13 protein-coding genes are annotated in these 11,335 nt (G+C 70.1%); 12 read left to right on the top strand and 1 reads right to left on the bottom strand.

From position 1 onward, the window contains the following. From B4K29_RS16435 to B4K29_RS16425, 3 genes are all read left to right on the top strand, one after another. Positions 1-1,235, top strand: a 1,235-nt coding sequence (locus B4K29_RS16435; RefSeq protein ID WP_286968187.1) for an SCO6880 family protein, incomplete at its 5' end; no start/stop codon positions are given. A gap of 52 nt (positions 1,236-1,287) precedes the next feature. Beyond that, positions 1,288-2,124, top strand: a complete 837-nt coding sequence (locus tag B4K29_RS16430) for a hypothetical protein (RefSeq protein ID WP_070708980.1) — start codon at positions 1,288-1,290, stop codon at positions 2,122-2,124. Further along, positions 2,121-3,614, top strand: coding sequence for an ATP-binding protein (locus tag B4K29_RS16425; protein ID WP_070708981.1), 1,494 nt, complete (start codon positions 2,121-2,123; stop codon positions 3,612-3,614). The genes B4K29_RS16430 and B4K29_RS16425 overlap by 4 nt, the downstream gene beginning before the upstream one ends. 54 nt (positions 3,615-3,668) lie before the next feature. Here B4K29_RS16425 and B4K29_RS16420 read toward each other — a convergent pair whose 3' ends face one another. Then, the gene (locus B4K29_RS16420) at positions 3,669-4,664 is read right to left on the bottom strand and encodes an arsenic resistance protein (protein WP_101966154.1); all 996 of its coding nucleotides are present in this window, start codon (positions 4,662-4,664) and stop codon (positions 3,669-3,671) included. Positions 4,665-4,718: 54 nt separating this feature from the next. Between B4K29_RS16420 and cmtR the strand changes: the two genes are divergently transcribed. The 9 genes from cmtR (at position 4,719) to B4K29_RS16375 (ending at position 11,161) form a co-directional block, all read left to right on the top strand. Further along, the gene (gene cmtR, locus B4K29_RS16415) at positions 4,719-5,078 is read left to right on the top strand and encodes a Cd(II)/Pb(II)-sensing metalloregulatory transcriptional regulator CmtR (protein ID WP_043278786.1); all 360 of its coding nucleotides are present in this window, start codon (positions 4,719-4,721) and stop codon (positions 5,076-5,078) included. Further along, complete coding sequence (locus tag B4K29_RS16410) at positions 5,075-5,746, top strand: cation diffusion facilitator family transporter (RefSeq protein ID WP_371204940.1); 672 nt, start codon at positions 5,075-5,077, stop codon at positions 5,744-5,746. Before cmtR ends, B4K29_RS16410 begins: the two co-directional genes overlap by 4 nt. Next, entirely contained in the window at positions 5,743-6,051 is a 309-nt protein-coding gene (locus tag B4K29_RS16405; protein ID WP_020624338.1) for a hypothetical protein, read from the top strand. The genes B4K29_RS16410 and B4K29_RS16405 overlap by 4 nt, the downstream gene beginning before the upstream one ends. Positions 6,052-6,408: 357 nt before the next feature. Continuing rightward, the gene (locus tag B4K29_RS16400) at positions 6,409-6,849 is read left to right on the top strand and encodes a hypothetical protein (RefSeq protein WP_240739668.1); all 441 of its coding nucleotides are present in this window, start codon (positions 6,409-6,411) and stop codon (positions 6,847-6,849) included. Then, complete coding sequence (locus B4K29_RS16395; RefSeq protein WP_251204188.1) at positions 6,846-8,642, top strand: type IV secretory system conjugative DNA transfer family protein; 1,797 nt, start codon at positions 6,846-6,848, stop codon at positions 8,640-8,642. The genes B4K29_RS16400 and B4K29_RS16395 overlap by 4 nt, the downstream gene beginning before the upstream one ends. A 53-nt stretch (positions 8,643-8,695) precedes the next feature. Then, complete coding sequence (locus tag B4K29_RS16390) at positions 8,696-9,151, top strand: single-stranded DNA-binding protein (protein WP_020624341.1); 456 nt, start codon at positions 8,696-8,698, stop codon at positions 9,149-9,151. 15 nt (positions 9,152-9,166) lie between these two features. Beyond that, the gene (locus B4K29_RS16385) at positions 9,167-9,739 is read left to right on the top strand and encodes a hypothetical protein (protein WP_070708793.1); all 573 of its coding nucleotides are present in this window, start codon (positions 9,167-9,169) and stop codon (positions 9,737-9,739) included. Beyond that, positions 9,736-9,951, top strand: a complete 216-nt coding sequence (locus B4K29_RS16380; protein WP_020628096.1) for a helix-turn-helix transcriptional regulator — start codon at positions 9,736-9,738, stop codon at positions 9,949-9,951. The genes B4K29_RS16385 and B4K29_RS16380 overlap by 4 nt, the downstream gene beginning before the upstream one ends. Positions 9,952-9,994: 43 nt before the next feature. Then, entirely contained in the window at positions 9,995-11,161 is a 1,167-nt protein-coding gene (locus B4K29_RS16375) for a site-specific integrase (RefSeq protein WP_308302086.1), read from the top strand. The last annotated feature ends 174 nt before the right edge of the window (positions 11,162-11,335 follow it).

The raw sequence follows: 11,335 nt of genomic DNA, 5'->3' as shown, positions 1-11,335 counted from the left end.
GGAAGGTGATCGAGTGGGTGCCGATCCTCGCCCGCTGGGCCGCCCGGACCTATCTCGGGCAGCTCATCTACCGGCGCCGCGTCATCAAGCCCCGCCCCGCCGGGACCCTCGCCCTGCCCGGGGATGCGGCACCGCTGCGGGAGTGGGAAGACCCCGAGACCGGCGCGGCGATGGTCCACGACCCGCACGCGCAGACCCTCACCGCGATCCTCGGCGTCTCCCACCCCGCGTTCGTGCTCCTTGATCCGGGTGAGCAGCAGCGTCGCGTCTCCGGCTGGGGCCGCGTACTGGCCGCCGCCTGCAGGTCCGGGCGGATCGCCCGCATCCAGGTGTCCGAGCGCACTCTGCCGGATTCCGGGACGGGGCTGGCGGAGTGGTGGCGCACGCACGGCACCGACGACGGCTCCTGGGCCGCGACCACGTACGCCGAGCTCATCGAGCGTGCCGGCCCCGCCGGAGAGCGCCACGCGACGACCATCTCGCTCGCGCTCGACATGAAGGCCGCCGCCCGGCAGATCAGAACGAGCGGTGGCGGGATACGCGGCGCGGCTGCGGTGCTGCGGCAGGAGATGAGCACGCTGACGACGGCGTTGCGCGCCGCGGAGCTCAGTAGCACCGGGTGGCTGACGCCGGGCGAGGTCGCCGTCGTCCTGCGCTCGGCTTACGACCCCGCCGCCGCCCCGGCGCTGGAGCGCCACGGGGACCTGGGCCGTGACCTGGCGACCGCAGGTCCGGTCGCGGTTACCGAGACCTGGGACCGGCTGCGGTCGGACTCCGCGCACCATGCGGTGCTGTGGATCACCGAGTGGCCTCGCTCGCAGGTGTATCCCGGCTTCCTCGCGCCGCTCGTGCTGTCCAACGGCATCCTGCGCACCCTCGCCCTGCACTACACCCCGGTGCGCGCCGACCAGGCCGCGCGGGACCTGCGGAAGAAGAAGACCGAGCTCATCTCCGATGCCGCCCAGCGGCGCAAGATCGGGCAGATCGACGACGCGGCCAGCAGCGCCGAGCTGGACGACGTGCTCCAGCAGGAGGCGGACCTGACTGCCGGGCACGGCGTCCTGCGCGTCTCCGGCCTCGTCTCCGTCTCTGCGCCGACCGTGGACGAGCTCGACGCGGCGGTGGCCGCGGTCGAGCAGGCGGCGATCCAAGCGTCCTGCGAGACCAGGCGGCTCGTCGGTCAGCAGGCGCAGGCATTCACCGCTGCCGCGCTGCCGTTGTGCCGGCCGGTCTGACCCGGCGCACCTGCTCACCAACCGTCACGCCTTCCTGTGAGGAGCCCCGATCATGCCGACCTTCGATGACCCGCTCGCGGACGCCGCTGAGGCGTCCGCCGCGCTGCGGGGCCTGGCCCACGCGACCCGCACGTTCGAGAGCCCCGCCGACACCCACCCGGTGATCGGAGATCTGCTCGCCGGCGTCAGGTCGCTGCGGCAAGTGCTCGACCAGCTCGCAGCCGCCCACATCAGCGCCCGCGCCAGGGCGCACGACGACGCCGGGAACCAGGCCGCCGGCGCAACCTCGGCCCTCGCAGCTGCCGATGAGCTGCACCAGGCCGGCACCCTGCTGGACACCGTGGAGTGGCGGCTGGACGCCGCCTCCCAGCACTCCGGTCGCATCGCCTGGCACCCCGCACCTGCCGTCGAGGACGGCCCGGCGAGGCGGTGGGTCAGCGTCGTGTTCCTGGAAGGCGCCGAGGCCGATGAGGTGCTGGAGCTGATCGACCGCGACGGGACGGATGCAGCGATCGAGCACCTGGCCGGGCACGACTACGGAGCGGAGACCACCCAGGCCGCGCTCGAGAACGGATACGTCTACGACGAGCCCCCGGCAGGTGTGCTCGACAAGGTGGCCACCCACGACGTCTACACGCTCACCTACAACCCCTTCCTCGGGCACGTCTCGCTGCTGCGCAAGCACGACACCGTGCCCGACCCGGCGCTCCTCGGCATCGACACCCCGGCCTCCGCACCCGCATCGGAGTCGAGGCGGGAAGCGGAACGCGCCGCGCACAAGTCCACGCGTGCAGTCGGCCCCGCGGTCAGCCGGGGGCGAGACGGGGCCGACTGGTTCACCCGCCGCCCCGGCGCCGCCTCCGCACACGGACGGGGGCTGGCGCTGTGACCGGGCAGGACGACAGCCGCCTGCACACCGCCGTGCTCGTCGGTCCCGAAGGCGAGCGGCGCCGGGCACGCAAGGCCCGCCGGCAGGCGGCGGCGAAGGTCGAGACCGATGCCCGCCAGCATCGCAAGGCACAAGCTCGGGCGAAGTGGGAGGCGGAGCAGGCTGAACGCCGCAACACGAGCTACCTGCCCGCCTCCGGCGAGGCGGGGCCCGCGGCGTTGCGGACGCCGGGCCGGTTCCGGCTCCCCAAGCACCAAGACACCTCCGCGACGCTCGCCGGCCAGTACCCCTTCCTGGCCGAGGCCGGCCTCGGCAGCCAGGGCGTCTTCGTCGGCCAGGACCTCTACAGCGGCGGATCGTTCGTCTACGACCCCTGGGTGCTCTATCAGCGCGGCCTCATCACGGCGCCGAACGTCGTGCTCGCCGGGATCGTCGGCTCCGGCAAGTCTTCCCTGGCGAAGTCGCTGTACACGCGCAGCCTGCCGTTCGGACGCAGGGTCTACGTCCCCGGCGACCCTAAGGGCGAACACACGGCTGTCGCGGAGGCGGTCGGCGGACGGGCGATCATCCTCGGCCACGGCCTTCGCAATCGTCTGAACCCGCTCGATGAGGGCCACCGGCCATCTGCCGTGTCGGATACGGAGTGGGCGATGCAGGTCGCCTCCCGCCGCCGCGACCTCATCGGCGCCCTCGCAGAGACCGTGCTGGACCGGGCGCTGTCGCCGTTGGAGCACACCGCCATCGACCTCGCCCTCCGAGACGCCGTCCGCAGCGCCGAGGTGCCGATCCTGCCGATGGTCGTCGACCGCATCCTCACCCCCAACACGGGGGACGATGAGGACGGTCGGCTCGCGGAAGACGGTCGTCTCGTCGGCCACGCGCTCCGTCGGCTTGTCGCCGGAGACCTCCAAGGCCTGTTCGACGGCCCCTCCACGGTCAGGTTCGACCCGTCGCTGCCGATGGTGTCGCTCGACCTATCGCGGGTCGCGGAGAACAGCACGCTGATCTCGGTGCTGATGACCTGCTCGTCCGCATGGATGGAGTCCGCTCTGTCCGACCCGGCGGGCGGGCAGCGATGGGTGGTCTACGACGAGGCGTGGCGGCTCATGCAGTACCCGGCGCTGCTTCGCCGCATGGACGCCCAGTGGAGGCTGGCGCGGCACTTCGGAATCGCGAACATGCTCATCTTCCACAAGCTCTCCGACCTCGACAACGTCGGCGATGCCGGGACCGCGATGCGCGCCCTCGCCTCGTCGCTGCTGGCGAATGCGGAGACCCGGATCGTGTACCGGCAGGAGCCGGACCAGCTCGGCTCCACCGCCCTCGCGCTCGGGCTCACCGGCACCGAGCAGAAGCTGCTCCCCGGCCTGGGGACCGGTCAGGGGCTCTGGCGGATCAAGGACCGCTCCTTCGTCGTGCAGCATCAGCTCCATCCCGCCGAGCTCGCCGCGTTCGACACCACCGGCCGCATGACCAGCGAACCCACGTAAGATCACGAATCCTGAAGGCAGTTGAGGCGGGAACCCACGGGCCGAGGGGCCATTTCAGAGTATCTGAGGTCGTGAGTTCGCGGTGTCGATGTCGTCGGGGAGCAGTCGCGGGATGAGCCGCACGAACACGACCATGACGATGAGCTCGACGAGGGTCTGTGTGACAACGACGAGCGGAGCAAGGTCGAACGCGGCGGGTAGGGCGAGGACGAGCGGGAGGACGACGAGGGAGTTGCGGGTCGCGCCGCTGAACACGATCGCGCGGCGACCGGGGACGTCGATCCGGGCAACCTTCCCGGCGGCGGCACCGATCGGGACCATGACCGCGGCGAACAGGATGTAGACGGGGATGGCGAGCAGGAGCGCGCCGAGCTGTCGTCCGACGCCGGCGATCTGGGAGGCCACCACGACAGCGAGGCTGAGCATCATGAGCGGCACCATCGCCCCCAGCACGGTGCCCTGGATCGCTACGCCCCAGCGGGTGCCGGCGGCGGCAAGCTGGGTGAACCCCGCGGCAACGAGAGGCAGCGCGATAAGCAGCAGGAACGCCTCGATGAACGGGGCGAAGTCGACCGTGGCGACGAACTCGGCTCCGACGAACAGCCAGAGGTAGAGCGGCAGCAGGAGCATCTGCGCGAGCATCAGCAGTGGTGCGGCCGCGAGCAGCCGATCCTTGGCTCCACCGGCGATGCCGGTGAACACGATGACGTAGTCCACGCATGGCGTGAGGAGGACGAACAACACGCCGATCAGGAGCACCTGATCGTGGGCGACGATCCGCGAAAGGACGTAGACGACGATCGGGACGGCGACGAAGTTCACCGTCAAGACGGTGACGAGGAAGCGCCAGTCGCGGAACGCCTGCCCGATCTTCGCGAACGGCACCCCGAGGAAGGTCGCGTAGAGCAACAGCCCGAGCACGGGGTTGATCGCCAACTCCGCCGGGTGCGCAATCGCCGGGATCAGCAGCCCGATGCCCGCGCCGAGGACGAACGCGGCGAGGTAGAGGGGCACCTGCCACCGCTCCATCCACTCGACCGCCGTCCGCATGAGTCTTATCCTTCCAGCCTTCCAATAGGTCACTGATCGCTGTATAGTCAGTGTGTGCTGACTCTTGCTTCTCGGGTGGACGTGATGAACCGGCTCGGCCGGGCGATGGCCGACCCGACCCGCTCGCGCATCCTGCTGTCGCTGCTGGAGCAGCCGGGGTATCCGGCGAAGCTCGCCCGCGACCTGGACCTGACCCGTACAAACGTGTCGAACCACCTGTCGTGTCTGCGTGGTTGCGGGATCGTGGTTGCCGAGCCCGAGGGTCGGCAGACTCGGTACGAGATCGCCGACCCACACCTGACGGCGGCGCTCGTCGCGCTGGTGGATGTGACGCTCGCCGTCGACGAGAGCGCGCCGTGCCTGGACCCGGCCTGCAGCGTGCCCGGCTGCTGCGACACCGAGGCCACCGCATGATGAGCGCGCCGGCCCTGACCGACGAGCGCCGCGCCCAGCTGCACCGGCGGGTGCGGTTCATCGTCTTCTTCACGATCACCTGGAACGTCATCGAGGCTGTCATTGCGCTCTCGGCCGGCGCGGTTGCGTCGTCTGCGGCGCTGATCGGGTTCGGTCTGGACTCGGTGATCGAGGTCGCCTCTGCCGCCGCGATCGCCTGGCAGTTCACTCGCAGAGACCCCGAACGGTGGGAGAAGGCCACCGTCCGGGTGATCGGGGGCGCGTTCTTCGCCCTGGCCGTGTACGTCGCCGTCGATGCGATCCTCGCCCTCACCGGCGTCCGCGACCCGGATCACAGTCCGGTCGGTATCGGGATCGCGATCGCCAGCCTGATCGTGATGCCCGTCCTGGCCTGGTTCGAGTTTCGCACCGGCCGGGAGCTGCGCTCCAAGAGCGTGCAGGCCGATGCGAAGCAGCTTCTGCTGTGCATCTACCTCTCCGGCACCGTCCTCATCGGGCTCGTCCTCAACGGCCTGTTCGGGTGGGCGTGGGCCGACTCCATCGCCGCGCTCGTGGTGGCGGGCCTGGCGATCCGTGAGGGTATCGAGGCTTGGCGCGGCGACATCGAATCCCCCTTCGAGGTGCTCGAAGACCTCGACCACGACGACCACGAGGAGGTCACCCCGTGACCCACATCGGCCCGCTCAACGGCCTGCCCATCGCCTGCACCCTGACCCCCACCGCCGGCAAGGCGCAGATCGAGAAGTGGCGAGCATTCGACGAGGACTACGCACTCGAAACGGAACGCACCGACACGCGGCTGACCATCCACTACGCCAAGGTCGAGGACTCCATCGCCCGCCTTCGCGGGCTGGTCGAGGCCGAAAGCTCCTGCTGCTCCTTCGTCGACTGGCGCATCGAGGAGCAGCACTCGGACCTGCGGCTCGTGGTGACCGGCTCCCCGCAGCAACTCGCCGCCCTCAACGTCGGATAGTCCAGCCCGAGCCGAGCGTTCACCATTCCTGCGATTCCTTCACGAATCGTGAACTCCTCGCACTAATCCTGAACGTTCGTCAGCCGCGGAGCACTGGCCGTACTCGCCCGCGTACCTGATGGATATGAGACTGCGACCGACTTACACCGCGAACGAACTCACGGCGGTTGGGACAGATGCGCACGAGTTCGGGAATCTCGACGTGCCTTCAGGAATCCCGAACGATCGGCAGGATTCCTGATGCTCCGGCCCCGCTACAAGCGATCCTGGGGCGAACCCGCATCCCGAAGCGGGAGTGCCGAGCCCGTGCCGGTCGTGCTCCCGCTCGTCGCCATCACCATCGCCGAGGACGGCCGCATGACCGTCACTGTCGACGGGGCGCCGTTCGAGCCGGAGCCGTTCGCGCCGCCGTGGCGGCGGGAGGACTTCGCCCGCGTCCTCGACCAGCTCACCGACCTGCGCCGCTCCCCGGTGCGGGTCGAGGTGCGCGAAGCGGACGGAACCGTGTTCACCGACATCATCACCCCGAGCAGGCGCCGCCGCACCGAACCCGATCCAGAGCCGGCATCGGAAGAACCGGCCCGCCGACCGGCGGCGGAACTCGTCGCGCTGCACGGGGAAGGGTTCGTTCCCGGCGAGGACGTCGCGATCGCCGTCGTCATCGCCCACGGCGATGCCGCCCCGGACGGCACCATGCGCGGCCTCGTCGAAGCCCACCAGCTCGCCGGGACCCCGACCCGCGAGGTCATCCTGCTCGGCCGCGTCTCCGGCACCCTCACGATCGGCCACCCCGAATGAGCACGCCCCGGCCCACGGGAGCGCTCGGGGACGAGCTGAGCAACCTCGGCATCGGCATCCTCATCGGCACGGCGGTCCTCGCCGCCATCCTCCGCGGCGCCGGGTCCGTCGCCGCCTGGATCACCGGCGTCAACCAGCCCACTGGCGGAGTCGAAGCCGGACTGGGCGTGCTGCTGGGCCCCGGTGACCCAGCGACCGCGCTCGGCGCACCGGGCCTGAGCGCCGTGGCGTACTGGATCACCGCCGGTCTGCTGGTCCTCGGCGCCGGAGTGGCCGGCTGGTGGACGTGGCGGTTCTTCCGCGAGCACGGCCGTCAAGTGAATACCGACCCGTACCGCATCGCCGGGATCGCCACCCGCAACGAGGTCGCTAAGGCCGCCTCGGAGGCGGCGCTGCTGCGCCGGGCCGGTCACCTGCGGCCCTCGCTCCACCAGCCGCAGCCGAAGGATGTCGGCTACCGGATCGGCGCCTCACATGGCACGAGCGTCTGGGCGTCCGTCGAAGACAGCATCCTGCTGATCGGCCCGCCCCGCTCCGGGAAGGGCGCCCACATCGTCATCAACGCCATCTTGGACGCCCCTGGCGCGGTCGTCACCACATCGACGCGGCCGGACAACCTGACCGCGACGCTCCGCGCCCGGCAGAAGATCGGCCCTGTCGCGGTGTTCGACCCCCAGCACCTCGCCGAAGGCCTACCCGCCGGGCTCAGGTGGTCACCCATCCGCGGGTGTGAGGACCCTTTGACGGCGATGATCCGCGCGACCGGCCTTGCCGCCGGCACCGGTCTCTCGGCCGGCGGGGTCGAGGGAGGCGGGTTCTGGGAGGGCAAGACGAGGACCGCGCTCCAGGCGCTCCTCCATGCCGCCGCCCTCGATCACCGGCCGCCCTCGGAGCTGTTCCGTTGGACCCTCGACCCCTCCGCCGCCGCGGACGCAGTGGCGATCCTCACCGCGAACCCGCGAGCGGCGACTGGGTGGGCGGACTCGTTGCAGGCGATGATCGACTCCGACCCCCGCACGCGCGACTCCATCTGGCAAGGCGTCTCCCTCGCCCTCGCCGCGCTGGCAGACCCGCGCGTGCTCGACGCCGTCTCGCCGCGCGAGGACGAGGACTTCGACCCCGAAGCGTTCCTCCGCGACCGAGGAACCCTCTATCTGCTCGCCACCGGAGCCGGCGCCAACAACTCCGCTGCGTTGGTGGCGGCGTTCGTGGAAGACGTCGTGGAAGCCGCCCGCCGCCTCGCCGCCACGAGCCCCGGCGCCCGCCTCGACCCGCCACTGCTGCTCGCACTCGATGAGGTCGGCAACCTCGCACCCTTGCCCTCGCTGCCGACGCTCATGGCAGAGGGCGGCGGAACCGGGATCACGACCATGCCCGTACTCCAAAGCCTCGCGCAGGCGCGGGAGAAGTGGTCGGAGAACGCGGCCGGCGCGATCTGGGACGCCTCTATCGTCAAGATCGTCCTCGGCGGAGCGTCGAACTCCAAGGACCTGCACGACCTGACCACGCTCATCGGCGAGCGCGACGAAGTGACCGACTCCACCACGGTCGGAGACCACGGCTCCCGCTCCGCACAGCGCTCCATCCGCCGCGTGCCGATCATGCCGCCCGACACGATCCGCACCCTCCCGTTCGGGACTGCACTGGTGCTGCTGCGCTCCGCACCACCCATCGTCACCCGATTGCGGACCTGGACCGACCGGCCCGACGCGAAACAGCTGCGCGACGACCGGGCCGACATCGAGGCGACGCTGCAGCACCGCTCGGAGGAGCCGCCGGGCGCACCTGCCTGACAGAGCGGCCCCACCGTGGGGTCGCCGCCGATGTCAGAAAGAGGGGCAGTCCAATGGCTCTCCACACGCAGGAATCCGTCTCGGGGTTCATCGCCTCCGACCCGCAGCTCACCTACACGGAGCGGGGCGATGCCCGGTTCTACGCCAAGATCGGGCAGGAGCACTATCGCAAGGAGCCGGACGGGTCGTTCACGCAGACCGAGACGACCTTCCACGACCTCGTGGCGTTCAAGAAGACCGCCGAGCGCGCCCACGACCGGCTCGCCAAGGGAGACAAGTTCGTCGCCGAGGGCTACACCCGCGAGTACGACCGCGCCACGCCGGAAGGCGAGGTGGTCAAGTCCGAGGAGTTCGTCGCGAAGAAGCTCGGCCACGACCTCGCCCGCACGAGCTACGAGGTCGACCGCACCCGCCGCCAGCCCGCCGTCACGCAGGAGACCGCGGGGCAGACCGTCGATGTCGGCGCCCGCCGCGAATCACGCGGCGCCGCACCGGCGCTCGGGCTCTGAACGGCGGTGACCGTGATGAACCAGAACGACACCGCCCCCGAGACCGACGAACCGGACCTGGACGGGGAGGCCGCGGAGTTCGACGGGCCGCTGATCCCGGAGCCTCCGCACCCGATCAACTGGAACCTCCTGACCAGCGAGGAAGCGGAGGCCGAGTGGCTGGAGCTGAACCGCTGGGTCGACTGGCTCCGCCGCACCTACGGGCTGCCTGCTTCGGTAGTTCCGCCGTTCTGGCACCGCCACCCGGAGCTGTTGTGGGAGCTGAGCGCTCTGCACCTGCATTGGCTGTCCGCCTACGACCCGGAGCAGAACGGCTCCGCGCCGCTGGGCTGGCATCGCGACTTCGCCGACGCCCGCCAGCGGCTCCGCGACTGGGTCGCCGCTTCCGGAACCCGTCTCGACCGAGACCGCCCGACCCGGCAGACCACCTGGCCCGGCGAGGACCCGGCAGGCCCGGTCGAGGACACGATCATCGCTCACCGGGATCAGGACTTCGTGCAGTTCGTCCTCGACGATGTCGCCGCGCGCCGCCAGGCCGAGGACGACTTCTATGCCGGACTCGACCCGAACACCGGAGAAGTCGCATGAGCGATACCGGCGGCACGATCGTGGTCTCGCCTCTAATGGACAGTCGGGAGATCGCCGCCTATCTCAAGGTGTCCGAGTCGACTTTGTCGAGGTGGCGTTCGGCTGGTCAGGGGCCGCCGTTCCTGCGGCTGGGCGGGATCGCCCGGTACCGCATCGACGCGGTCGACGCCTGGCTGGCTGGGCTGGAGGACAGCCATGCCCCGGAAGGGTGAGCCGCTCCCGCACGCGCAGCCAAAGCCGGTGCCTCCGGTCGGCGTGAAGATCTCCACCGACCTGGAACGTCGCTCCTACGGCATCCGCGCCCGTGCCCGCTGGACGGACCCGATCAGCAAACGCCGCATCATCCGCTCCGAGATCGTCGATGACGAGGCTGCGGCGCACGAGTTCTTCGACTCGCTGCGGCAGTCATCGGCCAAGGGCATGGACGTGTCCATGACGCTCACCGAGTTCGTCACCACGATCGGCGACCGATGGGCGCGCGGCCTCGACCCCACCTCCACCGGGGAGACCTACGGGTACGGTCTCAAGCTCCGGGTGCTACCTGCCCTCGGGCACCTGCCGGTCGCGCAGATCACCGCCGGGATCATCGACCGCACCATCGATGCCTGGGAGAAACGGCACGGGGCGTCAACGATCAAGAACTCCATCGCCCCGCTCGTGCGGGTCCTCGATGAAGCGGTGCGCGACGGGCTCATCCCGATCAACCCCGCGAAGAACCGTGCCAAGCGCAGCCTGAACCGCAATGCCTTCCGTCTCCAGCCTGCGGAGGATGCTTCCCCGCGCGCGCATGCGATCCCCGACATGGCAACGCTGACGACGCTCGCTGAAGCCTGCGGGAACATTCACCAGTCCTACTCCGACTTCGTCATGCTCGCCGCCCTCCTCGCAGCGCGCTCATCCGAGGTCTCGGGCCTTCAGGCCGGTGACGTCCGGTTCGACAAGAACATCGTGATGATCGCACGGCAGACCTACCCCGGCAAAGGCGGGCTCATCACGAAACAGACGAAAGGCCGGAGAGAACGCCGCGTCCCGATCCTCGACCCGCTCCGCCCGATCCTCGAGCGGCTCGCGGAAGGCAAGGAGCCCGAGGACCGGCTGCTGATCGGCCCGAAGGGCGGCGCTCTCACGACCGCGACCGTGCGGGACGCCACGAACTGGGACCAGATCGTCAGCGATCTCGGCCTGCCCGACCTCACCCGGCACGGCCTCCGGCACACCGGAGCCACCTGGATGGCAGACGCAGGCATCCCGCTGCACGTCCTCCAGGACATCCTCGGCCACGCCTCCGTCGAGACCACACGCGGATACCTGCACCCCGACGACCGCCACCTCGCATCCGCCGCAGAGCAGGCCAACGCCTTCCTCGCCCGATCCGCCAAGGCCAGCAGACCGAGCCGGCGTGAGGCCTCGAGGCCACTGTGACGGGGAGCCGGAAGCCACGACCGGGGGCTCTGGTCCCCTTTTGGTCCCCTTATCCACAGGCGGCGTTTTCCAGAGAGCCAGATATGCCCTCCGACGTCTGTGATGCGGCATCGATGCCTTGGCGAGGGGACCAGAGGGGGACCAACAAAAACCCGTCGTCAGACATGACGAAGC

Source organism: Arsenicicoccus sp. UBA6765, assembly GCF_002453335.1.
GTDB lineage: Bacteria > Actinomycetota > Actinomycetes > Actinomycetales > Dermatophilaceae > Arsenicicoccus > Arsenicicoccus bolidensis.
This window is presented reverse-complemented; position numbering and strand designations above follow the sequence as displayed.

Excerpts from the sequence above, each read along its gene's own strand:
- B4K29_RS16430 (WP_070708980.1), top strand. The coding sequence starts at position 1,288 with ATGCCGACCTTCGATGACCCGCTCGCGGACGCCGCTGAGGCGTCCGCC.
- B4K29_RS16420 (WP_101966154.1), bottom strand. The coding sequence starts at position 4,664 with ATGCGGACGGCGGTCGAGTGGATGGAGCGGTGGCAGGTGCCCCTCTAC.
- B4K29_RS16410 (WP_371204940.1), top strand. The coding sequence starts at position 5,075 with ATGATGAGCGCGCCGGCCCTGACCGACGAGCGCCGCGCCCAGCTGCAC.
- B4K29_RS16400 (WP_240739668.1), top strand. The coding sequence starts at position 6,409 with ATGACCGTCACTGTCGACGGGGCGCCGTTCGAGCCGGAGCCGTTCGCG.
- B4K29_RS16395 (WP_251204188.1), top strand. The coding sequence starts at position 6,846 with ATGAGCACGCCCCGGCCCACGGGAGCGCTCGGGGACGAGCTGAGCAAC.
- B4K29_RS16390 (WP_020624341.1), top strand. The coding sequence starts at position 8,696 with ATGGCTCTCCACACGCAGGAATCCGTCTCGGGGTTCATCGCCTCCGAC.
- B4K29_RS16385 (WP_070708793.1), top strand. The coding sequence starts at position 9,167 with ATGAACCAGAACGACACCGCCCCCGAGACCGACGAACCGGACCTGGAC.
- B4K29_RS16380 (WP_020628096.1), top strand. The coding sequence starts at position 9,736 with ATGAGCGATACCGGCGGCACGATCGTGGTCTCGCCTCTAATGGACAGT.